Source organism: Candidatus Accumulibacter aalborgensis (assembly GCF_900089955.1).
GTDB classification, from domain to species: Bacteria; Pseudomonadota; Gammaproteobacteria; order Burkholderiales; family Rhodocyclaceae; genus Accumulibacter; species Accumulibacter aalborgensis.
The window spans coordinates 40149-63061 of sequence record NZ_FLQX01000119.1; the positions used below are offsets into that span (position 1 = coordinate 40149).

24 protein-coding genes are annotated in these 22913 nt (G+C 62.3%); 15 read left to right on the forward strand and 9 right to left on the reverse strand.

The features are described from left to right. Positions 1-16 precede the first annotated feature (16 nt). The 5 genes from ACCAA_RS12830 (at position 17) to ACCAA_RS12850 (ending at position 3418) form a co-directional block, all read left to right on the forward strand. Positions 17-499: a type II toxin-antitoxin system VapC family toxin gene (locus ACCAA_RS12830; RefSeq protein ID WP_186407640.1), complete on the forward strand. Its 483-nt coding sequence runs from the start codon at positions 17-19 to the stop codon at positions 497-499. Continuing rightward, positions 492-731: a hypothetical protein gene (locus ACCAA_RS12835; RefSeq protein ID WP_186407641.1), complete on the forward strand. Its 240-nt coding sequence runs from the start codon at positions 492-494 to the stop codon at positions 729-731. The genes ACCAA_RS12830 and ACCAA_RS12835 overlap by 8 nt, the downstream gene beginning before the upstream one ends. Before the next feature lie 2 nt (positions 732-733). After that, on the forward strand, positions 734-1606 hold the full coding sequence (locus tag ACCAA_RS12840; protein ID WP_186407642.1) for a c-type heme family protein: 873 nt from the start codon (positions 734-736) through the stop codon (positions 1604-1606). Positions 1607-1624: 18 nt separating this feature from the next. After that, positions 1625-2992 (forward strand): serine/threonine-protein kinase, encoded by a 1368-nt coding sequence (locus ACCAA_RS12845; protein ID WP_186407643.1) that lies wholly within the window; start codon positions 1625-1627, stop codon positions 2990-2992. Between the two features lie 66 nt (positions 2993-3058). Beyond that, the gene (locus ACCAA_RS12850; protein ID WP_186407644.1) at positions 3059-3418 is read left to right on the forward strand and encodes a hypothetical protein; all 360 of its coding nucleotides are present in this window, start codon (positions 3059-3061) and stop codon (positions 3416-3418) included. A gap of 122 nt (positions 3419-3540) precedes the next feature. On the opposite strand, the gene ettA is transcribed toward ACCAA_RS12850, so the two are convergent. Both ettA and ACCAA_RS12860 read right to left on the reverse strand, forming a co-directional pair. After that, positions 3541-5205, reverse strand: a complete 1665-nt coding sequence (gene ettA / locus ACCAA_RS12855) for an energy-dependent translational throttle protein EttA (RefSeq protein WP_186407645.1) — start codon at positions 5203-5205, stop codon at positions 3541-3543. A 177-nt stretch (positions 5206-5382) separates the two neighbouring features. Further along, a complete protein-coding gene (locus tag ACCAA_RS12860) occupies positions 5383-6159 on the reverse strand; it encodes a ferredoxin--NADP reductase (RefSeq protein ID WP_186407646.1) in 777 nt (258 codons plus the stop codon). Positions 6160-6258: 99 nt separating this feature from the next. Between ACCAA_RS12860 and ACCAA_RS12865 the strand changes: the two genes are divergently transcribed. Further along, positions 6259-7185, forward strand: a complete 927-nt coding sequence (locus tag ACCAA_RS12865; RefSeq protein WP_186407647.1) for a LysR family transcriptional regulator — start codon at positions 6259-6261, stop codon at positions 7183-7185. 1 nt (position 7186) lies between these two features. Here ACCAA_RS12865 and ACCAA_RS12870 read toward each other — a convergent pair whose 3' ends face one another. Beyond that, positions 7187-7744, reverse strand: a complete 558-nt coding sequence (locus tag ACCAA_RS12870; RefSeq protein WP_186407648.1) for a DUF3617 domain-containing protein — start codon at positions 7742-7744, stop codon at positions 7187-7189. A 42-nt stretch (positions 7745-7786) separates the two neighbouring features. On the opposite strand from ACCAA_RS12870, the gene mtnA reads away from it, so the two are divergent. From mtnA to ACCAA_RS12885, 3 genes are read left to right on the forward strand one after another with little or no spacing between them, the layout of a single operon-like run. Further along, a complete protein-coding gene (gene mtnA, locus ACCAA_RS12875; RefSeq protein WP_186407649.1) occupies positions 7787-8872 on the forward strand; it encodes an S-methyl-5-thioribose-1-phosphate isomerase in 1086 nt (361 codons plus the stop codon). After that, positions 8865-9509 (forward strand): class II aldolase/adducin family protein, encoded by a 645-nt coding sequence (locus ACCAA_RS12880; RefSeq protein WP_186407650.1) that lies wholly within the window; start codon positions 8865-8867, stop codon positions 9507-9509. The genes mtnA and ACCAA_RS12880 overlap by 8 nt, the downstream gene beginning before the upstream one ends. A 37-nt stretch (positions 9510-9546) precedes the next feature. Then, positions 9547-11157 (forward strand): NAD(P)/FAD-dependent oxidoreductase, encoded by a 1611-nt coding sequence (locus tag ACCAA_RS12885; RefSeq protein ID WP_186407651.1) that lies wholly within the window; start codon positions 9547-9549, stop codon positions 11155-11157. A 37-nt stretch (positions 11158-11194) separates the two neighbouring features. On the opposite strand, the gene dksA is transcribed toward ACCAA_RS12885, so the two are convergent. Next, a complete protein-coding gene (gene dksA, locus ACCAA_RS12890; RefSeq protein ID WP_425394483.1) occupies positions 11195-11617 on the reverse strand; it encodes an RNA polymerase-binding protein DksA in 423 nt (140 codons plus the stop codon). Between the two features lie 158 nt (positions 11618-11775). Between dksA and ACCAA_RS12895 the strand changes: the two genes are divergently transcribed. Beyond that, the gene (locus ACCAA_RS12895) at positions 11776-13674 is read left to right on the forward strand and encodes a serine/threonine-protein kinase (RefSeq protein ID WP_186407652.1); all 1899 of its coding nucleotides are present in this window, start codon (positions 11776-11778) and stop codon (positions 13672-13674) included. A 49-nt stretch (positions 13675-13723) separates the two neighbouring features. On the opposite strand, the gene ACCAA_RS12900 is transcribed toward ACCAA_RS12895, so the two are convergent. From ACCAA_RS12900 to ACCAA_RS12910, 3 genes are all read right to left on the reverse strand, one after another. Further along, a complete protein-coding gene (locus ACCAA_RS12900) occupies positions 13724-14278 on the reverse strand; it encodes an OmpA family protein (protein ID WP_186407653.1) in 555 nt (184 codons plus the stop codon). Between the two features lie 234 nt (positions 14279-14512). Next, positions 14513-15373: a cupin domain-containing protein gene (locus ACCAA_RS12905; RefSeq protein ID WP_186407654.1), complete on the reverse strand. Its 861-nt coding sequence runs from the start codon at positions 15371-15373 to the stop codon at positions 14513-14515. Beyond that, positions 15370-16242: an RNA polymerase sigma factor gene (locus ACCAA_RS12910; protein WP_245754563.1), complete on the reverse strand. Its 873-nt coding sequence runs from the start codon at positions 16240-16242 to the stop codon at positions 15370-15372. The genes ACCAA_RS12905 and ACCAA_RS12910 overlap by 4 nt, the downstream gene beginning before the upstream one ends. A 378-nt stretch (positions 16243-16620) precedes the next feature. On the opposite strand from ACCAA_RS12910, the gene ACCAA_RS12915 reads away from it, so the two are divergent. Beyond that, positions 16621-18027 carry an aspartate ammonia-lyase gene (locus ACCAA_RS12915; RefSeq protein WP_186407655.1) on the forward strand — a complete coding sequence of 469 codons (1407 nt, stop codon included), beginning with the start codon at positions 16621-16623 and terminating at the stop codon, positions 18025-18027. Between the two features lie 21 nt (positions 18028-18048). Next, the gene (locus ACCAA_RS12920; RefSeq protein WP_186407656.1) at positions 18049-19374 is read left to right on the forward strand and encodes an anaerobic C4-dicarboxylate transporter family protein; all 1326 of its coding nucleotides are present in this window, start codon (positions 18049-18051) and stop codon (positions 19372-19374) included. Between the two features lie 41 nt (positions 19375-19415). Here ACCAA_RS12920 and ACCAA_RS12925 read toward each other — a convergent pair whose 3' ends face one another. Further along, positions 19416-19676, reverse strand: a complete 261-nt coding sequence (locus ACCAA_RS12925) for a PIN domain-containing protein (RefSeq protein ID WP_186407657.1) — start codon at positions 19674-19676, stop codon at positions 19416-19418. Between ACCAA_RS12925 and yaaA the strand changes: the two genes are divergently transcribed. Further along, positions 19669-20445: a peroxide stress protein YaaA gene (gene yaaA / locus ACCAA_RS12930; RefSeq protein WP_186407658.1), complete on the forward strand. Its 777-nt coding sequence runs from the start codon at positions 19669-19671 to the stop codon at positions 20443-20445. The genes ACCAA_RS12925 and yaaA overlap by 8 nt on opposite strands. 7 nt (positions 20446-20452) lie before the next feature. Here yaaA and ACCAA_RS12935 read toward each other — a convergent pair whose 3' ends face one another. After that, positions 20453-20839: a hypothetical protein gene (locus tag ACCAA_RS12935; RefSeq protein ID WP_186407659.1), complete on the reverse strand. Its 387-nt coding sequence runs from the start codon at positions 20837-20839 to the stop codon at positions 20453-20455. Between the two features lie 584 nt (positions 20840-21423). Here ACCAA_RS12935 and ACCAA_RS12940 point away from each other — a divergent pair. Then, positions 21424-21570, forward strand: coding sequence for a PEP-CTERM sorting domain-containing protein (locus ACCAA_RS12940; RefSeq protein ID WP_186407660.1), 147 nt, complete (start codon positions 21424-21426; stop codon positions 21568-21570). Between the two features lie 443 nt (positions 21571-22013). Continuing rightward, positions 22014-22913 (forward strand): SdrD B-like domain-containing protein (locus ACCAA_RS12945; RefSeq protein ID WP_281193194.1); only part of this gene is annotated, 900 nt, incomplete at its 3' end.

Sequence of the window (22913 nt, forward strand, 5' to 3'; positions counted from 1 at the left end):
CGATCTTACAATTGATATGAAACGTAAAGTTTATATTGAAACTTCTATCATCAGGTATCTGACTGCTGGTCCGAGCAAGACGATTATCGGGGCAGCCCACCAGCAGCTTACGCAGTCATGGTGGGAAGGGCGTTTTGAATATGAACTCCTGGTTTCCCCATCCGTCTGGAAAGAATGCGCGGCTGGCGATCCTGATGCAGCGGGTAGGAGGCTGGCTGCGCTTGAGGGATTGGATGTACTCGCGGTGACGGAAGAGATGATTGCTCTTGCCGAGGCTTTGATCGCGCAGCACCTCATTCCCACCAAAGCGATTGAAGATGCCCTCCATATCGCCGTTGCCACTTTGCATCACATGGATTTTCTGCTCACATGGAATTGTCGCCACATCGCGAATCTCGTGATTCAGGAAGGTATCGCTGAATATCTCGAACAGTGGGGGTTGTTCTTGCCGATTATCTGCACACCAGAGGAACTGCTGGGAGGTCAAGAGGATGAATGACGAAATCATTGCCGAAGTGCGCGCCATCAAGGACGCCATCGGCGCGAAATTCAATTACGATCTCCGCGCTCTTTTCGAGGAGATCAAACGCGACGAAGCTGAACTTCAAGCGAAAGGGATCAAGTTGGTTCCGCCGCCAACGAGTCCCGCCAGCTTGTCTCACACTGCCTTGCGGCGAACTCGTTTCGTTCGCCGCCGAGTTTTCTGTCCTTATCCTGGCAAGGGGGAGTGATCATGGGTCTGCGACTGAAATTCAATCTGGTGCTGGTGCTCGTCTTTGGTGCCGGGATGGGCGTGTCGGCGTACGTGTCGCACCGCCTGCTCGACGACAACGCCAAGCAGGAGACGCTACGTAGCGCCGGCCTGATGATGGAGTCGGCGCTCTCGGTACGCGGCTACACGGTCAAGCAGGTGAAGCCGCTGCTCGAGTCGCAACTGGCCGAGAACTTCCTGCCGCAGACGGTGCCTGCCTATGCGGCCACCGAAACGTTCAACAACCTGCACGTGAAGTACCCGGACTTCACCTACAAGGAAGCGACGCTCAATCCGACCAACCCACGCAACCGGGCGGTCGACTGGGAGAGCGACATCGTGCAGAAATTCCGCGGCGACGAAAGTGCAAGGGAACTGACCGGCGAGCGCGAGACGGCGACCGGCCGCATGCTCTACATCGCGCGCCCGATCACGATCAAGGATCCTGCCTGCCTTGCCTGCCACAGCGTTCCCTCAGCGGCGCCGGCCTCGATGATCCGGATCTACGGCGAAAACAACGGCTTCGGCTGGAAGCACATGGAGACGATCGGCGCGCAGGTGGTCTCGGTGCCGATGTCCGTGCCGCTGGCTAACGCGCAGCGCACCTTCAATACTTTCATGCTCTCGCTCGGCGGCATCTTCCTGGCCACTTTTATCGTACTGAATATCATGTTGTCGTTCCTCATCATCCAGCCGATCTCGCAAATGTCCGCGGCTGCCGACAAGATTTCAACCGGCGACTTCGACGTGCCCGAGTTCCCGGCGCGCGGCGGCGACGAGATTGGCGTGCTGGCCAACTCGTTCAACCGCATGCGCCGCAGCCTGCAAAAGGCGATCAAGCTGATCGAAGGCTGAACGGGGAGTGACGACGCCATGACTCTCCCGGAACACATCGGCAAATACGAGATCCGTCGCAAGATCGGCAAGGGCGCGATGGGCACCGTGTACGAGGGTTTCGACCCGGTGATCGAGCGCCCGGTGGCGATCAAGACGATCCTTGCTGAATACCTGGCATCCGTCGAATCGGCGGCAGCGGTGATGCGCTTCAAGCGCGAAGCACAGGCCTGCGGCAAATTGCAGCATCCCGCCATCGTCGCCGTATACGAGTACGGCGAGGACGAGGAGATGGCGTTCATCGTCATGGAGTACGTGCAGGGGCAGGAACTGCGCAAGGTAATGCAGCAACGCGGCGGCTTCGAGTTGATCGACGTCTTCGAGGTGATGAAGCAACTCCTCGCCGCGCTCGATTATTCGCACAAGCACGGCGTCGTGCACCGCGACATCAAACCGTCCAATATCATGGTCCTTGCCGGGATGAAGATCAAGATCATGGACTTCGGCATCGCCAGGATCCAGACATCGTCGCTGACGCAGGTCGGAACGCTGATCGGCACGCCGACGCACATCGCCCCCGAACAACTGCAGGGTGAGGCTGCTGACAGTCGGGCCGACCTCTGGGCAGCCGGGGTGATTCTCTACGAACTGCTCACCGGCCATGGGCCTTTTCTCGCCGAGACGCCGGCTGCGGTGATGCACAACGTCATGTACGCCGACCCGGCGCCGCCCTCGTCAATCGTACCTTTCCTGCCGCGCGTATTCGACGCGCTGGTCGCGCGCGCGCTGGCGAAGGAGCCGGACAACAGGTTCCAGAGTGGTCGCGACTTTGCCAACGCGCTGGTCGCGGCGTTCATTCAGGCCAAGCCGGGAACCAGGCCGGCGGGCAGCGCACCGCCGTCGGCGGCGCGATCCGCCGAAAAGCGCGCCGGGACGCCGGGGTCGATGCCGGCGCTGCCGCCGGAAACGCTGGCCGAGATCGAGTCGTCTCTGATCAGGTCGATCGGGCCGCTGGCCAGGATCCTGGTGCGCAAGGGTGCGACGCAGGCCAGAAACGTCGAGGAGTTCTACTCGCTGCTTGCCGAAAACGTCCCCCAGGGCAGCGAGCGCGCCGATTTTCTGAAGCGTATCGAGCAACTCGACAAGGCCGGATCGGGAACCAGCCCAGCGGCACCGGCCCGTCCGCCCGAGAAGACTGCCCACAAGCCGGCCGCGGGCTTCGATCCGGCCACGCTTGCTGCGGCCGAGAAGCGCTTTGCCCAGTATGTCGGGCCGCTCGCCAAGGTGCTCATCAAGCGCGCAGCGAACGATTCTGGCGACGTGAAGGAGCTCTACCGCAAGCTCGCCGAACATATCGACTCGAAGCAGGAGCGCGCTGCTTTTCTCGAGGGTATCGGCCAGAGTTAAGTTAGCTGGTTCGACATTTCAGCCGACTCGCTTCACTCTCAACTTTTTGAAAAGGATGCAACGACGATGGGCCTTGAAGACGACGAACACATTGATGTGTGCGAGGACATTGAAATCGAGCTCAAGAGGCAATATGAAGTCCACGCCGATCTGACCGACGCGATTTGCATCTTTGCGCTGGAGAGCGCGAAGACTGCGGTCCGGAAGCAATGTGGATTTGCGAAGAATGAGAAGATCCCAGACCACCCCCTTGCGCAGGGAATCATCGCCGCTTGCGTAGCCATAGGCATGGCTCGAATTGGCAAAGTGAACCATCTAACCCTTGCTGAATACCTTGCGCGAATCGACAAGATCAAACGTTCCGTCAGGAGGCACTCCGCGTTCGGTGCACGGGGATACTACGAGTTCATTCAACGTTTCGTGTAGATCGAGTCGCGCGGCGATCACTGTGCGACCCGACGAGGGCCGCAAAGTACATCAACCGGCGCGCTTCGCTCTCGCCAGAAGAACATGTGGTCCTGGCTTCTGCCGCTGGCGAACGCCTGTGACTACCGCGTGATCGGCTTGTAGCGAATTCGCCGCGGTTTCGCCGCTTCCTCGCCGAGGCGGCGTTTCTTGTCTTCCTCGTACTCGTGGTAGTTGCCGCTGAAGAAGGTCCACTGTGAATCGCCCTCGCAGGCGAGAATGTGCGTGCAGATGCGGTCGAGGAACCAGCGGTCGTGGGAAATGACCAGCACGCTGCCGGCAAACTCAAGCAGCGCGTCTTCGAGCGCGCGCAGCGTTTCGACGTCGAGATCGTTCGACGGTTCGTCGAGCAGCAGGACGTTGCCGCCGGCGATCAGCGTCTTGGCCATGTGCAGACGACCACGCTCGCCGCCCGAGAGCTGGCCAACGTGCTTCTGCTGGTCGCCACCCTTGAAGTTGAAGCGGCCGATGTAGGCCCGCGCCGGCGTTTCGTACTTGCCGACGGTGAGGATGTCGGCGCCGCCGGAGATTTCCTCGAAGACCGTCTTGTCGCCGTCGAGACAGTCGCGGCTCTGGTCGACGTAGGCGAGCTTGACCGTGCTGCCGATCTCGACTTCGCCGGAATCGGGCTGCTCCTGGCCGATCAGCATCCGGAAGAGCGTCGATTTGCCGGCGCCGTTCGGGCCGATGATGCCGACGATAGCGCCGGGCGGGACGTTGAAATTGAGCTTGTCGATCAGCAGGCGGTCGCCGAAGGATTTGCTGACGTTTCTGAATTCGATGACCTTGCCGCCCAGACGCTCGCCGACCGGAATGAAGATCTCCTGCGTCTCGTTGCGCTTCTGGTATTCGAAGCTGGACAGTTCCTCGAAGCGTGACAGGCGTGCCTTGCTCTTGGCCTGGCGCGCCTTCGGGTTCTGGCGCACCCATTCCAGTTCCTGTTTCATCGTCTTGATGCGCCCGGCTTCCTGCTTGCCTTCTGTTTCCAGGCGCGCCTCCTTCTGCTCCAGCCAGCTCGAGTAGTTTCCCTTCCACGGGATTCCCTGGCCGCGGTCTAGTTCAAGAATCCACTCGGCGGCGTTGTCGAGGAAGTAGCGATCGTGCGTGACGGCGACCACCGTTCCGGGGAAGCGCACGAGGAACTGTTCGAGCCACTCGACAGATTCGGCGTCGAGGTGATTGGTCGGTTCGTCGAGCAGCAACATGTCGGGCTTCGAGAGCAGTAGTTTGCACAGCGCGACGCGGCGCTTCTCGCCGCCCGAGAGCTTGCCGATCTCGGCGTCCCAGGCGGGGAGGCGCAATGCGTCGGCGGCCAGTTCGAGCTGGCTGCTGAGGTCCGACCCGGCGCTGGCGATGATCGCTTCGAGACGCGCCTGTTCCTCGGCCAGTTGGTCGAAATCAGCGTCGGGTTCGGCGTAGGCGGCGTAGACCTGTTCGAGCATCGCCTGCGCCTGAAACGCTTCGCCGAGACCCGACTCGACTTCCTGGCGGACGCTCTTTGCCGGGTCGAGCGCGGGTTCCTGCGGCAGGTAACCGATCTTGAGGTTGGGCATCGGCGTCGCTTCACCGATGATGTCCCGGTCGATACCCGCCATGATGCGCAGAACGGTCGACTTGCCCGAGCCATTGAGGCCGAGCAGGCCGATCTTCGCACCGGGGAAAAACGACAGCGAGATGTCCTTGAGGATCTGGCGCTTGGGCGGGACGATCTTGCCCACGCGGTGCATCGTGAATACGTATTGAGCCATGGCGGTCGATCAGAAGGTGAAAAAGTGGCTGGCGGACGCGCTGCCAAAAAGCGCCAGTCTACCTGAGACTGCGCGCTCGTGGCGTAGGTTGGGGTGACGAAGGAACCCCAACGCCCCGGCCCATATCCGTTGGGGTTCGTACCTCACCCCAACCTACAGCTCGTTCCACGGCCGCGCCTATTTGTCGACAAACGCCCGTTCGATGACGTAATCGCCCTGCGCGCCGATGTACGGGGAAACCTGGAAGCCGCGACGATCGAGCAGGCCGCAGCAATCCTTGATCATCGCCGAACTGCCACAGACCATCGCGCGATCACGGGCGGGGTCGAGTGGCGGCAGTCCGATGTCGGCAAACAGTTGGCCACTGTCGACCAGTTGGGTAATTCGGCCCTGATGGCGGAACGGTTCGCGAGTCACCGTTGGGTAATAGATCAGCTTGTCGCGCACCAGATCGGCGAAAAATTCGTGCCGCGGCAACTCCTCGCTGATGAAGTCGCTGTAGGCCAGATCCTTGATCCAGCGAACGCCGTGGATCAGCACTACCTTATCGAAACGCTCGTAGGTTTCCGGATCCTGGATCAGGCTGATGAACGGCGCCAGTCCGGTACCGGTGGCCAACAGGTAGAGGTTGGCGCCTGGTCGCAGGTCGCGTAGCACCAGCGTTCCCGTCGGCTTGCGGCTGACAACGACTTCGTCGCCGACAGACAGGTGCTGCAGCTTCGAGGTCAGGGGGCCATTGGGTACCTTGATGCTGAAGAATTCGAGATGATCGTCGTGGTTGGCGCTGGCGATGCTGTAGGCGCGAGTCAGTGGTCGCCCCTCCTGCGGCAGGCCGACCATCACGAACTGCCCATTGATGAAGCGCAGGCCAGGGTCGCGCGTGGTGCGAAAACTGAACAGCGTTTCGCTCCAGTGATGAACTGAAAGGACGCGTTGGGCAGAAAAGTTGCTCATTGTTTTCACCATGGTGTGCTGTTGACCCGAAGCATCGTAGTTTGTTGTGCTATATTTGTAAAACGGATTTTTTGAATAGAACATATCCAGGAAGTAGATATGCGCTTCACCTTGCGACAGATCGGCGTCTTTGTCGCCGTCGCTCGCCACGAGAGTGTTTCGCGTGCCGCCGAAGAGCTTTCCTTGTCGCAGTCAGCGACCAGCACGGCACTCGCCGAACTCGAACGACACTACGAAACCCAGCTTTTTGATCGCTTGGGCAAAACGCTGCGCCTGAACGAACTCGGACAGGCGCTGCTGCCGCAGGCCATCGAACTGATCGAGCGCGCGGCGGCGATGGAGAGCGTTCTCGAAGGTCGTGCCGGCTACGGCCGGCTGCGCATCGGCGCGACGTTGACCATCGGCAACTACCTGGCAACCCTGATAGTAGCCGACTTCCTCAAGCGCCACCCGGAGAGCACGGTCCAACTGACGGTGCATAACACGTCGACGATCGTCGATCAGGTGGCGCGCCACGAGCTGGATCTGGGGCTCATCGAGGGCAGTTGCCGGCACCCCGAGCTAGTGGTCGAACCGTGGGTGGCCGATGAACTGGTCGTCTTCTGCTCACCGGGACATGCGCTGGCGAGGCAGGGATCGGCGACGCTCGCGGAACTCGCTGCCGAGTCGTGGATCGTTCGTGAACCCGGCTCGGGGACGCGCGAGACACTCGATCAGGCGCTGCGCCACGATCATTGGCCGCTGAGAGTCAGACTGGAACTGGAGCATACCGAGGCCATCAAGCGCGCCGTCGAGTTTGGCCTCGGCATCGGGTGCATCTCTCGCCTGGCGCTACGCGAGGCCTTCCGACGGGGCAGCCTGGTGGCCATCAAGACGCCTGAACTCGATTTGCGACGCCATTTTCACTTCCTCTGGCAGCGGCGGAAATTTCAGACGGCCGGGATGCGCGAGTTCCTCGCCCTGTGTCGCGCGATGACCGCAGGCATCGCGCGCAGCGACCAGATCGAGTGGTCGTTCATTCCCTAGCTCACTTCTGCCGCTTCATCATCTCCTGAACGGTAGGATCCTTCATCATTTCCTTGAGATTCATCCCGCCGACGTTGGGCATGATCACGTCGCCGGGTTTCTGGCCGGGCTTGCAGGGGCCGACCCAGCGGGCTTCTATCGACATTTTCGACTCGCTGGTCCCGTGCATCGGTGGACTGAAGCGGGTCAGCATGTCGCCCTTGTAGGCCGAGTCGAAGGCGCCGATGAAGACGGCATCGGTGGTCGCCGTGCTGCCCTGAATCTTGCACACCGAATGAACGCTGACCTTGTTGGCCAGCGGCTTGACCTCGAGGACACTGCAGTTCGCCTGTTGCTTCTTGGCCTGCTGTTGCATCAGGTCGTCGGTGGTCTGGTCGATGCACTGCTGCATCGCGCCCATCGCCGGCATGCCTTCCATGCGGCTATTGATTTCCCATAGACCCGGTTTGCGTTTGGGCATTTCGGCAGCCTGCAGGCCTCCCGCGAGGCCTGCAGCGGCCAGCGCGAGAAGCCACACGGAACAAGGAGTGCGGGCGGCGGCGATGGCAAGGGACTTCATGATCGTTCCTCTCAGGGCAAAGACCAGTGGATAATGGCAGTCATGAAAGTGAATGGCAAGCTCACGCGAACAATCTGGCCGCTAGCCGATCCACGTGCCGTGGACGTCATCGACCAGACCGCCTTGCCTTACGAGTACCGCGTGCGGCGACTGGCCAGCCTGGAAGACGTGCGGCACGCGATCTGCAGCATGCAGGTACGAGGTGCGCCACTGATCGGCGTAACGGCCGCCTACGGCGTGGCGCTGGCGCTCGTACCGCGGGCCGACGACGACACCCTGCTGGCCGCCATTGCGACGCTGGCCGCGACACGCCCGACGGCGGTCAATCTGCACTGGGCGCTGGCGCGCCTGCAGGCCTGCCTGACACCACTGGCACCCGCGCTGCGCGCCGAGGCGGCGTGGCTGGAAGCGGCCAGGATTGCTGACGAGGATGTCGAACAATGCCGCCGGATCGGCGAGAACGGCCTGCTGTTACTGCGCTCGCGTGCCGGCGCGCGCGGCCGGCTCGACCTGATGACGCATTGCAACGCCGGCTGGCTGGCCACCGTCGACTACGGCACGGCGCTGGCGCCGATCTATGCCGCAAGCGCAGCGGGAATTGACGTGCATGTCTGGGTTTCCGAAACACGCCCGCGCAACCAGGGTCTGCTGACGGCCTGGGAACTGAGGCAGCAGGGTGTGCCGCATACGGTGATCGCCGATAACGCAGCGGGTGTTCTGCTGGCCCGCGGCGGGATCGACGCGGTGGTCGTCGGCGCCGATCGTATCGCCGCCAATGGCGATGTCGCCAACAAGGTTGGCACCTGGCTGAAGGCACTGGCCGCGCGCGAAGCCGGCGTGCCGTTCTACGTCGCCGCACCCCGTTCGACGATCGACTTTGCCTGTCCGAACGGTGAGCTGATTCCGATCGAGGAGCGCCCCGCCGATGAACTGTGCATCGTGCGTGGCCACGATGCGGCCGGCCGGCCCGGGGATCTCCGTCAGCTCCCGGCCGATGAAGCGGTCGCCAATCCTGCCTTCGACCTGACCCCGGCGAGACTGGTCAGCGCGCTGATCAGCGAACGTGGCTCGTGTCCGGCAAGCGGCGCAGGCTTGCTCTCGCTCTACCCGGAAGAGCGCCATGGATGAACTTCGCCGGCAACTGATCATTACCGCGCAGCGCATGGACGCTGCGGGTCTCAACAAAGGCACCGCCGGCAACGTCAGCGTGCGCGCCGGGCAGGGCAGGGCAGGCGGCTTCCTGATCACCCCTACCGGCATGCCCTACGAGACGCTGGTCAACGAGGACATGGTTTTCATGCATCTCGATGGCCGCTGCGAAGGGCGCCGCAAACCGTCGTCCGAATGGCGCTTCCACCGTGACCTCTACGCCGCTCGCGCGGACGCCGGTGCCATCGTGCACGCCCATTCGCCGTTCGCCACCAGCCTGGCCTGCCTGCGCCTCGACGTGCCAGCGTTCCACTACATGATCGCGCGTTTTGGCGGCGCTACCGTGCGCTGCGCCGGTTACGCGACTTTCGGCACGCAGGCCTTGTCCGACGCGGTGCTGCTGGCCATGGCCCAGCGTCGCGCCTGCCTGCTCGCCAACCACGGCATGCTGGTGCTCGGCGACGATCTGGCGCAGGCACTCGCCCTCGGCGTCGAACTCGAAGCCCTCTGCGAGCAGTATTGGCGCGCCTGCCAGCTCGGTCCACCCGTGCTGCTCGATGCGCTTGAGATGGCGACCGTTCTGGCGAAGTTTGCCGACTATGGCCAGCAAGGCTGAAGACCCGCGAGGGCTTGTCCACCCACCGGAATTGGCCATGTTGCGTATCAGCGAAATTCGCCTCCCACTCGAACATTCCCCCGAAGCGCTGGCCGCGGCCGTTGCCGACCGCCTCGCCATTGCGCCAGCGGACGTTCTGCAGCTCAGCGTTTTCCGGCGCAGTCATGACGCGCGCAAGGCCAGTGCGCTGATGTTCATCTACAGCGTCGACGTCGTGGTTCCGAATGAAGCTGGCTTGCTCGCGAAGTTCGCCGGCGACCATCGGCTGCAGCCGACGCCGGACATGAGCTACCACTTCGTCGGGCGGGCGCCGGAAAAACTGCTTGCCAGGCCGATCGTCGTCGGCTTTGGCCCGGCCGGCATCTTTGCCGCGCTGGTTCTGGCGCAGGCCGGTTTTCGGCCGATCGTCCTCGAGCGCGGCAAGGCGGTGCGCGAGCGCACGCAGGATACCTGGGGCCTGTGGCGAAAGAAGGTGCTCGATCCCGAGTCGAACGTGCAGTTCGGCGAGGGCGGTGCCGGCACCTTCTCGGACGGCAAGCTGTACAGCCAGATCAAGGACCCGCAGCACTACGGGCGCAAGGTGCTGGTCGAATTCGTCAAGGCCGGCGCGCCCGCGGAGATTCTCTACGTCGCCAAGCCGCACATCGGCACCTTCCGGCTGGTCGGTATGGTCGAACAGATGCGCCGCGAGATCGAGCAACTCGGCGGCGAGGTCCGTTTTCAGCAGCGAGTAACGGGTCTGCAGATCGACCAGGGCCGCGTGCGCGGGGTGACGCTAGCCTCCGGTGAGGAACTGTGCGGCGAGCACGTCGTCCTGGCAGTCGGCCACAGCGCCCGCGACACTTTCGAAATGCTGTACCGCTCGGCTGTGTTCATGGAAGCGAAAGCGTTCTCGATCGGCTTGCGCATCGAACACCCGCAATCGCTGATCGACCGAGCCAGGTTCGGGCCCAACGCCGGCAACGCGCTGCTCGGTGCCGCCGACTACAAGCTGGTCCATCACTGCCGCAATGGGCGGTCCGTCTACAGCTTCTGCATGTGTCCCGGCGGGACAGTCGTCGCCGCCACTTCGGAGCCGAACCGGGTGGTGACCAACGGCATGAGCCAGTATTCGCGCAACGAACGCAATGCCAACGCGGGCATCGTCGTCGGCATCACGCCGCTCGACTACCCTGGTGGGCCGCTGGCCGGCATCGCGCTACAACGCGATCTCGAGACGCGCGCCTTCGAACTCGGTGGCGGCACCTACGAGGCGCCGGCACAACGCGTCGGCGACTTCCTCGCCGGCCGGCCATCGACGCACCTCGGATCGGTAATCCCCTCGTATCAGCCGGGTGTCAGGCTGACCGATCTCGCCACCGCCCTGCCGAACTACGCGATCGAAGCGATTCGCGAAGCGCTGCCGGCCTTCGAACGCCAGATCAGGGGTTTTGCCATGCCCGATGCCATCCTCACCGGCGTCGAGACGCGGACTTCGTCACCGCTGCGCATCACCCGCGCTGCGGATGGCCAAAGCGTCAACGTCAAGGGCTTGTATCCCGCCGGCGAGGGCGCCGGTTACGCCGGCGGCATCCTCTCGGCGGGCGTCGATGGGATCAAGACGGCGGAAGCCGTAATCCGGGAGATGCTCAAGGCAGGGGCGGGATAGCGCTCACCGGCAAAGCGGTGCGCGGGCCTTGAACCGATCAGCCAAAGCGGCGCTTGTTCTGCTCGCGGCGCTCCTGAGCTTCGAGGCAAAGCGCAGCCGTGGGGCGGGCCAGCAGACGGGCAATGCCGATCGGCTCGCCGGTTTCCTCGCACCAGCCATAACTGCCGTCGTCGATCCGCTTGAGCGCTTCGCGGATTTTCTGGAGCAGCTTTCTTTCGCGGTCGCGGACGCGCAGCTCCAGCGTATGCTCCTCTTCGGCGCTGGCGCGATCGTTCCAGTCGGAGCTCGTTTCGCTCTCCTGCAGGTGGCCGGCAGTGGCTTTCACAGCCGAGAGCAGCGACTGCTCTTCTGCGAGCAGCCGCCGGCGAAAGAACGCCACTTGTCCGGCAGACATGTAGTGTTCCAGCGACGCAGACCGCAGCGTCTCCTCGGTCTCTGCTGCTGACGCAAGCTTGTTCACGTTTATCACTCCTTCATTTTCTGATTGACCACCGACCAATGGTATAGCATTGCCAGTCGGTGGCAAAGCTGCAGTGTTTGAACGACGCTTTGCCACACTGGCAAAGTGCGTCAGAATGACGTGCTTGCCTTCGTCGTTATAAAAATACAGGGAACTCAATGTCGGACTCAGAAGACTACGACAGGACTTGGCTCCAGCGTCCGCTGACGGGGTCATCGCCTCCACCTGGAGATCGCCAGGCAGGCGAAGACCCGGACAGCAATGCGTTGCCGGAGGGCACCAAGATTGATGAATTCGAGGTCATCGGCCTGATCGGCATAGGTGGTTTCGGGATCGTATACCTCGCCCATGATCACTCACTCGGCCGGCTGGTCGCGCTCAAGGAGTACATGCCCGCGTCGCTGGCGGCGAGGATCGAGGGTCTGACCGTGGCCGTCAAGTCGGCACGCCTGGCCCAGACCTTTGCCATTGGCCTGCGCAGCTTCGTCAATGAAGCCCGGATGCTGGCTCTGTTCGACCATCCGGCCTTGGTCAAGGTCTTTCGCTTCTGGGAAGGCAATGGCACGGCCTACATGGTGATGCCGTTCTACGAAGGGATCACGCTCAAGCAGACCTTGCAGAGAATGCCGGGGCCGCCCGACGAGGCCTGGTTGCGCCGCGTCATAGACCCTTTGCTCGACGCGCTGGAGGTTCTTCACCGCGAGAACTGTTTCCACCGTGACATCGCTCCCGACAACATTCTGCTGTTGACCGATGGGCGCCCCTTGCTGCTCGACTTTGGCGCGGCCCGTCGCGTCATCAGCGACCGGACGCAAGCCCTGACGGTGATTCTCAAGCCGGGCTACGCCCCGCTGGAGCAATATGCTGAAGTGCCGCACGTCAAACAGGGCGCGTGGACCGATATCTATGCCCTCGCTGCGGTCGTTTATAACGCCATTACCGGCCGGCCCCCGACGCCGTCGGTCGGTCGCTCGATCAACGATACCCTGGTACCGCTGACCAAAGTGGCGGCTGGCCGCTACCGTCACTCCTTCCTGTCTGCGCTGGACCGAGCCCTGGCGGTAAAACCGGAAGATCGCCCGCAGACCATTGCCGAATTCCGCGCCTTGCTGGCGCTTGAGGAAGTGCCGAGCACGAAGCCGGCCGCCGAGAGCGCCAAGGCAACGGCAGTGGCCAAGGCGACGGCAACACCCATGACTCCTGAAGGAAGCAAGCCAGCGAGCAAGACAGCACTGCTGGTCGGCGCGGCAGGCGCCATCATGGTCGTCGCTGGGGGGGCATGGTATGCTCTCAGGACCAAAACCGTTGAGCCCCCGTCACCAGCGGTCACGGTCGCAGCGCCTGCCATAGCGCCGGTGGTGCCACCGGTGGTGCCGCCGGTCACGGCTGCCCAACCGTCAGCAGCCGGAGCCGATTCGCCGGCCACCCCGGCAGCGCAGGTCAAGACGGTGGACGGAAAATCCTTGGCTGAGGATCAGTTGGTGGAAACCCTGCTCGGCAAGGACGGTGCGATAGGCGGAGGACAGAAGGTAGTCAAGCCCTTTGACCCGGTGGACATGCTGCAGCAGATCTACCAGCAGCGCGACCCAGATCACCAGGTGACGGCGATAGCCGAGAAGGCGAAGGTAAAAATCAACCGCGACAGGCTCAGCTTCCGCGTCAACTCCCTCTACCCCGGCTATGTGTACCTGCTGATGGTGGGCCCCGATGGCAATATCAACATGCTGTTTCCAAACGCCATCGACGCAGACAACGGCATCGGCGGTGACGGTGAACTGCGCCTGCCTCGACCCGGATGGGCGATGACGGCCGGAGGGCCGCCCGGTACCGATCACTTCGTGGTCATCGTTTCGGAAAATCGCCGCGACTTCAAAGCCGCCGGCCTGAAAAAAGGGACGACCTTTGACGAGTTTCCGCGTCCGGCGGTGGAGAAGATCGCCCAGCACTTGGCAAAAGGAGTGCCCATTCCTTTCGCTGGCAAAGCGGTCTGCCCTTCCAGCGGCAAGTGCTCTTCGCGTTACGGTGCGGCCATCTTTTCGATCGAAGAGATTGAATGAGGCCCTGTGAGGCGCTGATTACCGATGGGCGGCGACGCTTGCTGAAGGTCTAATTGTCGAGGCGCTTGATCGTCACGCGCCGGTTTTCCGGTGCCTCGGGGCGCGCCGGATTGAGTAGCTCGGACGGGCCTTTGCCGACCGGTTTGAGGCGACCGCGATCAATGTGGTAGTTCTCCGACAGGTAACCCACGACGCTCTCTGCACGTGCCTGAGACAGACGCAGGTTGTAGTCCTCGCCACCGCGAGGATCGGTATGGCCCTCGATGGCGAAGCGGAAGGGGGTCAGCTTGTCCGAGTTCAAGGCCCGACCGACGACATCCAGTGATTGCTTGCCAGCCGGCGTCAGGCCCGCCGAACTGGTTTCAAAAACGATCAGCAAAGAAGCCGAAGGGGGCTTGGCTCCCGGTAGCGAGCTTTCGTCGCGAACGACATTGATCGAGCGGGTCTTCCGCCGTGCCGGCGTAATCGCCGGTTCTGCCGACAGTATGTCCACCAGGGCCCGCTCATTGATTTCATCGGCCTTGAGCACTCTCTCAGCCTGTGCGAATGAGGCCAGGGGCGCCAGGGTACAGCACACCAAGCCGAGAATCCTGACGTATTTCATGCGCCTACTCCTAGAACAAAGTTTCACAGAATCGTCCATGCTCGCGCTCGGCGATCGCCGCCGAGCAGAAGCACCAGCCAGCGCAGAAACACTTCCAGCGGCGTGCAGCAGGCGGAAGGTTGCGGCGCCTTCGATTGCATAGCATACGCCGTTCACCGCTGGTCGAGTCGACAAAGCTGGCGGTCAGCGAAGCACGATGCCGTCAGCAAGCAACGCTGTTCACGATAGGTGTGCTCACCTTGGTGGCGGCAGAGGCAGAGGCGCGCATCCGCGAACGAAAAGCAGCGCGCCAGCGTCGCTGCTCACCTCACCGTGCTCGCTGCCGGCCGGCGCCAGGTGGAACTCACCGGCCTGCAGCAACAGGTCGCCGAAGAAAGCGTCGCCGGCAAGCATCATGCATTCCTCCTCGCCTGCGTGAGCGTGCGCCGGCAAGCGGCTGTCCGGTGCCAGGCGAATGAAACGCGAGATCACCTCGCCATCGCGCCAGAGGATCTTCTGCTCCACGCCCGTAGCCACGCTGTGCCAAACGCCCTCGCCGGCGAAGACGGTGTGGATAGCCGGTCCGTTGCCCGGTACCAGACCACCGAGCAACTCGCCGATGGTCGCCCTGGTGTCTCCCAGCGACGTACCCCGCAGGTACGCCAGGCTGCCCTCTGGTGAGGAAATGCGGCCATGCCGGCTACCGGCCGGCGAGACGTGGTAGTCCCCCGGCCCCAGCTCCAGGTCACCCAAGCGGAGGCCACCGCTGAGCACGATGCCTTCCTCAAGCTGGTGATGGCGATGTACCGGGAGCGTAGCTCCGGGTGCGAACTCGATCAGGATCGACGCGTCGTGCGGTCGCTGCCAGAGGAGCTTGGCATGGATGCCCGTCTTGACTGCGCGCCAGGCGCCATCGCCGGCGCGCACGGTGATCAGCCCGGCAAGACGGCGAGCACTCTCGCCAACCCGGCGCAGGACGCTGTGCCGCAGCTCGGCACGCTGCTCCGGAAGAAGATCGAGCGGTGCCAGTCCAGCGCAGAGGAGACTGTTCAGGGCGGCGCTTTCTTCGCCGCTGTCATCGGCAGAGTCGGTCTGTTGCACGGGCTTGCTGTTCATGGGGTCACCATTGGCGAACGGGGCGCATCGGCGCCGAGCAGTTGGCGCAGGCGCAGGAGGGTGCGACGAATGTGCGACTTGACGGTGCCCAAGGGCAGGCTCATCTGGCTGGCGATCTCCTCATGCGAAAGACCGCGGAAAAAGGCCAGCGCGACCAGTTGTCTGGGCAGAGGATCGATGTCGCGCAGGGCAGCATGCAAGCGGTGTTCTCGTTGAACTGCCGCCAGCAAGTCCTCGGGGTCGCCATCGCCATGCAGCTTGGCCAGGCCTTCCTCATCAAGCGGCTCGGCCCGATCGCGGCGACGCAGTGCGTCAAGTGCACGGCTGCGGGCAATGGTCAGGATCCAGGTCACGACACTGCCGCGTGCCGCGTCAAAGCGCGGTGCCTGCCGCCAGACCTGCCAGAAGACATCCTCGGTAACTTCCTCGGCGGTCTGCACATGACGGGTGATGCGCAGGGCCAGACCGTAAGTCCTCCCGGCCATTGCCTCGTAGAGTTCGGCCAGAGCCTGCTGATCCTGGTGCACGACGCGGGCGATCCAGGACTGCAGGCGCGCGTCGTCGGCGAGCGCCCGCTGGCGTTGGATGTCTCCCGGGCCGTCTGGGGGGACTACCTCGTCAGCCGCAGCGTCGGCCGGCTGATCGCTTGTCTTGCCCGGCTGCTGGTTCTGATCGGCTCCCATGGGCGCATTTTGCCCGATCATCGGCCAGTCGCCAAATGGCCTGCCCAGGCCATCCATTTTCGGTCTCCGGACGGGCGTGCCGAGTGTGCCGACGAAGCCCATGCGCAAATCGCGTGCAGCCAGGATCCCGGCCGGCGGCTCAGCAGCGGTTCCTGGCGACCCCTCACTGGCTCTGCAATCGGTCATCGATGTCCTTCATGGTGGTTCTTTTCTGGGAGGTTCGCTTGCTCCTGGCCAGTGGCTGACATGGGAGGCGTCGACCTGAGTTGCGCGTCCGCAGCGTCAGTGCGAGTCTACTGATACGCGCCGCGACCGGCGTTGGATGCAGAACAGGCCCCGCTACCGCCTGCCTGCCGTTTTGTCGACGCCTCAGTGACCAACACCAGAAATCGTGCAAGCCGGTGCGCTGGTTTCCGCCACAGCCAAGAAGCGCGGGTTTTGCGCGCACTCTTGCTGCCGTGGACTAGAATGCACGATGGGTGAGGGAGACAACTACCGAAACATGGCCGCCAGCTCGCGACGGGTGCGGCGGTTCAACGCGCAAGCAACCGAAAGGACATGGCTATGGCACGAATCGAGAAGGATTTCCTGGGCGAGAAGGAACTGCCTGACAGCGCGTATTACGGCGTGCAGACGCTGCGTGGCAAGGAAAATTTCCACATCACCGGCATCCCGATGTCGGCCGAGCCTTACTTCGTCAAGGCCTTCGGGTATGTGAAGAAGGCGGCAGCGCTGGCCAACCGCGATCTCGGCGTGCTCGATGCCAGGGTGGCAGACGCGATCGTTGGTGCCTGTGATCGGCTGATTGCCGGCGAGATGCTTGATCAGTTCGTCACTGATTTCATCCAGGGTGGCGCCGGTACGTCGACCAACATGAATGCCAACGAAGTGATCGCCAACCTGGCGCTGGAGAGCCTGGGTCACCAGAAGGGCGAATACCAGTTCGTGAACCCGAACGACCATGTCAACTTCGGGCAATCGACCAATGACATCTATCCGACGGCTTTCCGACTGGCGCTGATCTTGCGGCTGGCAAGCTACATGGACGCGCTGCGGCGACTGCAGGACGCTTTCTACGCCAAAGGCAAGGAATTCAGCCGCGTCTTGAAGATGGGCCGCACGCACCTGCAGGACGCCGTTCCGATGTCTCTGGGACAGGAGTTCCACGGTTGGGGAACGACCATCGGCGAGGAGGTGCACCGCATCGCCGAAGTCCGCCAGTTGCTGCACGAGATGAATCTTGGCGCCACGGCGATCGGCACCTCGGTCACGGCGGCGCCGGGCTACCCCGAACTGGTCACCCGCTACCTGTCCGATCTGACGAACATCAAGATGATCCTGGCCGGCGACCTCGTCGAGGCGACCTCCGACACCGGCGCCTACGTGCAGTTGTCCGGCGTGCTCAAACGGACTTCGGCCAAGCTGACCAAGATCTGCAATGACATCCGTTTACTCGCCTCGGGCCCGCGCTGCGGTTTCCACGAGATCAATCTGCCGCAAATGCAGCCGGGCTCGTCGATCATGCCGGGCAAAGTGAATCCGGTGATTCCCGAGGTCGTGAACCAGACCAGCTTCCTGGTCATCGGGCTCGACCTGACCGTGACGCTGGCCGCTTCCGCCGGACAGTTGCAGCTCAATGTGATGGAGCCGGTGATCACCTTTGCGCTCTTTACGTCCATTTTCACGATGGAGAACGCGGTCAACAGCCTGCGCGTGAACTGTGTTCAGGGGATCACCGCCAATGTTGAGCACGCACGCGAAATGGTGCTCAACTCGCTCGGCATCATCACCGTTCTCAAGCCTTCACTGGGTTACAAGCAGTGTGCCGAGATCGCACGCGAAGGTTACGAGACCGGCAAGTCGCTGCACGACATCGTGGTCAAGGAGCGCAAGCTGCTGACGCAGGAGAAGTGGGACGAGGTGTTCTGCTTCGAGAACCTGATCAGCCCGAAATTCGACCAGGACGGCTGATCGTAGACTGGAGAAGCCCACATGACGTTGACCATCATTCTGCAGTTCGTGGTCGTTCTCGCGGCGATCTGGATGGGCGCCCGCTACAGCGGGGTCGGGCTCGGCCTCTGGGGTGCAGTCGGCCTTCTGATCCTGATCGTCGGCTTCGGCGTGACGCCGACCTCGCCACCGATCGACGTGATGTTGATCATCCTGGCAGTGATCATGGCCGCGTCGGTAATGGACGCCGCTGGTGGCATCGACTTCCTGGTCCGTATTGCCGAACGCATCATCCGTGCCAACCCCAAGTACGTGACCATCGTTGCGCCACTGACCACATGGAGCTTCTCCTTCGTCGCCGGCACCGGGCACATCGTCTATCCCTTGTTGCCGGTGATCTACGAGACGGCGCACCAGAGTGGCATCCGCCCGGAGCGACCGATGGCGATCGCCACCATCGCCTCGCAGCAGGCGATCACGGCCAGTCCGGTGTCCGCAGCGACGGCGGCGATGATCGGCCTGTTTGCCGAGAAAGGTCTCGGCCAATGGGGCCTGCCCGAGATCCTGATGATCTGCGTTCCCGCCACGCTGACCGGTGTGGTGGTCGCCGCAGTCGTCTCGATGTTTGTCGGCAAGGATCTGAAGGACGATGCCGAGTACCAGGCTCGCCTACAGGCAGGCGAGATTCCCGCGCCGAAGGCGCTCGCCGATCGCCCGCCACTGAAGCCGGCGGCCAGGTTGTCGGCCTGCCTGTTCCTGTGTGGCGTCGCGCTGGTCGTCGTCTTCGGGTTCTTCCCCGAATTGCGCAAGCTGCCTGGCGCCAAGAGCGCGCTGGGCATGCCGATCGTCATTGAGGTGGTGATGATGGCCGTCGCCGCGATCATGCTCATGCTGACCCGGGTGAATGTTGACGAAATCCCCAAGACCGCGACGCTGCGCGCCGGCGTCGTGGCGGTGATCGGGATCTTCGGTCTCGCCTGGCTGGGCGACAGCTTCATCGCCGCGCACAAGGAAGTCATTGTGCCGGCCATCGGGCACTGGGCCGAGGTGGCGCCGTGGACCTTTGCCTTTGGTCTGTTCTTCGCTTCGGTACTGCTTTATAGCCAGGCCGCGACGACCCGGGCGCTGATGCCGCTGGGCATGGCACTCGGCATCCCGCCGCAATTCCTGATCGCCATGTTCCCGTCGGTCAACGGTTACTTCTTCATCCCGACCTACGGCTCGCTGATCGCGGCGATCAACTTCGACCTGTCAGGGACGACGAGGATCGGCAAATACGTGCTCAATCACTCGTTCATGATCCCCGGCGTTGTGGCCACCGTGGTCGCCGTGACTTCCGGTCTGTTGCTGGCCCGGGTGATTTTCTGATCGGCCATCAGTCTGCCCGGTCGAAAGGATCTTTGTGATGATCAGGCAGGTTTGCCACGCCTGCCGTGTGCTGGCTGCTGATGAGCAGCATAGCCGTTATCCAGTTGAGCGCGCCGGAACAAGTGCGGATCAGCACGAAAGCCGGGCTTGCCGAGCGCATTCTTGATGGCCACCTCCCAAACGCTGGCGGAGCTGAAATACAACGCGTTGGGATCGTCCTCGATGAGTGCGCGCGCCTCCGTTCGGAGTAAGGCACTATCGCGCCGGAAATTCTCCACCGACTGGAACAAGCCGATGATCATCGTCCTCTCACCCGCCAAGACGCTCGATTTCAAGAGTCCACCGACGCTGGCCGAACACACTCAGCCGGACTTCCTGGACCAGTCGCAAGGCTTGATCGAGCGTCTACGCGAGTTGTCGCCGCCGGAAGTCGCCAGCCTGCTGAAGGTCAGTGATCAACTGGCGGTGCTCAACGTCACCCGCTACGCCGAGTGGGCGCAGCCATTCAGCGCGGAGAACGCCAAACAGGCGGTCCTGGCCTTCAACGGCGACGTGTACACCGGACTCGACGCAGCGACGCTGTCGCCGGCCGACCTGCACTTCGCCCAGGCGCATCTGCGCATCCTCTCCGGGCTTTACGGCCTGCTGCGTCCGCTCGATCTGATGCAGGCCTACCGGCTGGAAATGGGCACGCGGCTGGCCAATCCGCGCGGTCGGGACCTCTACGCTTTCTGGGGCGAACGCATCACCGACGCCCTCAACGCGTCGCTGCGCGAAGCCCGTGCGGGGCTGCTGGTCAATCTGGCGTCGGAAGAGTATTTCAAGGCTGTCCGGCCAAAAAAACTGTCGGTGCCGGTCGTGCAACCTGTCTTCGAGGACTGGAGCAGCGGCCGGTTCCGGGTGGTCAGCTTCTACGCCAAGCGGGCGCGCGGGCTGATGGCGCGCTTTGCGATCGTCAATCGCCTGCGCGAGGCGGCCGGCTTGCAGAATTTCGCGCTCGCAGGCTATGCCTATGCCGCTGAAGCCTCCAATGAGAAGGTCTGGGTCTTTCGCCGCCGAACGGCGGTTTGAAGTCGCCCTATTCGATGTAGGTCCGGATGTGGCCACCACAAGTCACGAAGCACTCGCGGTAATCGTTCTCGCAGCGCGAGGTATCTTCATTGGCCCAGCAGCTTCCCCGCTTCTTGGCGCAGGCGCGGGTTTCGTCCTTGGTATCCGCGCGTGCCATGCACGCGTGGTAGGTCGTTTCCTGACGGTGCTCACAGCCTGATTTCTCCCACTGCGCGCGTTGCATCTCGGTATTGCGACAGGTCTCGCGCACCCCGGCACACTGCGTCACACAGATCCTGCCCTGGTCGCTGTGCGGCGGGGAGTATTCGTAATGTGTGGTTTCGCAAGCGGTGAACAGTGGAACGGCCAAGCAAAGCAGGGGGCCAATCAAGGAGGGCTTGCTGCCGAAATCCATGGGACTGTTCCTTGGGCTGAAATGCTCGCTGAAATGCTCAATGGTGGTGGTCAGCAGCGCGACTGCCGCGCCACTGACCGTTGAGACTGTAAAAAGCGATTCACAGTTCTTGGCCAGCGTGGTCGATGCTTCCTATGCTCACCAGTATTCGCTGCCGTGATCGACTCAGCCATCGCCTGCCTTCCTTATGACCACCACCGTCAACAGTCTTCGTGATGACCACTCCCTTGTCTTTGCCATGACACCCGCCGACCGCAAAGCACAGGGTGACCGGGATGTCCCCCTTGCGTGCCGCGAGCCACGGTGCTTAAGGCATGGCGTCACCAGCTCTGGCGCCACACCCGGCGGCGTTTGCTGGCCAGAAGCAGGTCAGGCCGAGCGACTCTTGTCATGCCAGGCGAGTACAGGAAGGCTGCGGGCTGTCGGAAAATTTTACACTGTGACGGCACTCGTTTTCGGAGCAGAAATGAAAATTGCAATAAATCATAAAAGCATTCATTCGGGCACGCTTGTTGCTTTAAGTTACTCCGACTGCTGCTCAATCGATCGGCAGTACTGAATGATCAACTTTAGGAGGAATTCCCATGCGTACTTTGTTCTCGATCGCCGTTCTGATCTCTGCCTCGATGCCAGCTTTTGCCATTCCGACCAATCCCATCCCCGAGCCGGAATCCCTCTCACTGCTTGCCGTTGCTGTTGTCGCGATGCTGGTGGCTCGGCGTCGGAAGTAGCAAGTAGCAAGTAGCAAGTAGCAAGAGTGGGAAGGGGGCGCTTCAGTTGGCGCCTCTCTCTGCGATTTCGCGAGATATACCTATCCGCCTAATTCAGCTGTCCACCACAGCCGGTAGTGGCGCGAGTTCGTCGCTTCGGATATTGAGCGAGTTGTCCATAGGTCAAATTGGGTGCCCCTCTTTGACCAGATTGCTGAGCTTGCACCCCGTCACACTGCTTTTTCCTGAGTCAACTGGATAGGCATGTTGCGGGGCTTCATCGTGTGGTTCGCCTGTAGGAAATCAACGGATCAGCAGATCTGGCGAAACAAGGCGTGCTAGGACTTTGCGACCTAAGGCGGGTATGAGACCAAGGACCAAGGGGTTGGGTAGCTGCCTGAACGTTGATCGCGGCAATTACTTGTTTTGAACATTCGCCTAGCAATAATAAGGAGATATTTCTAATGCCACAGCCAATCGTCACGGCCACAATCACTTATCGTGGCCCAGTCACCTCCCCAAGCCTCTTGAACCTGACGCTCGCGTCTTCCCCGTTTGGCACAGGCCCGTGGGACGCGTGGTGCGCAGACACGGAAATTGAGTTGGATCGGCCTGCCGGGCCTATAACTGGCCCCTATACGGTAACCCTTGATGCTGCCTATTATTCCTCCTATGATCTGGCCGCGATTCAATCTGCCTTCCCGACTGTCCAAAACTGGGGCAACTTGGACGAGGTGAACTGGTTACTCAACCAGAACTACGTCTCGAAAGGCTACACCTCGGGTGACGTGCAAGCGGCCATATGGACCTTGTTAGGCGATGCCTACATCTTTCAATCCATGGGCCACGCTGCCCTTGCCAACGTCATTGGGGCATGGGATGAGGCCAGCGTCGGCATATTGGTCGGTTTTGCCGGACAGCATGACAATTTTGTCCCGGACGTCACCGACGACCAGTCCGATAACGACAACCTTGCGATACTGCTGGCGCCCGTTACGACCAGTGGGAAAGCGCAGCAACCCACAATGTTTCAGGTCCGGTCCGCAGCGCTCGGCGATCGTCTGTGGGTCGACACCAACGGCGACGGCATCCAGAACGATGGCGCCACAGGCATCAGCGGACGGACTGTGACGCTGATTGGCGGCGGTGCAGACGGGGTGATCGGCACGGGAGGTGACGACACCACGGCGACCACCAGCACCGGCGCGGACGGCGCCTACAAGTTCGTTGGCTTGACGCCTGGCGTGCAGTACCAAGTACAGTTTGGCGATCTGCCGACAGACTTCCAGTTCACCGGCAAGGACAAAGGCGGTGACGACGCGCTCGACTCCGACGCAGACACGGCGACCGGCAAGACGCAGATC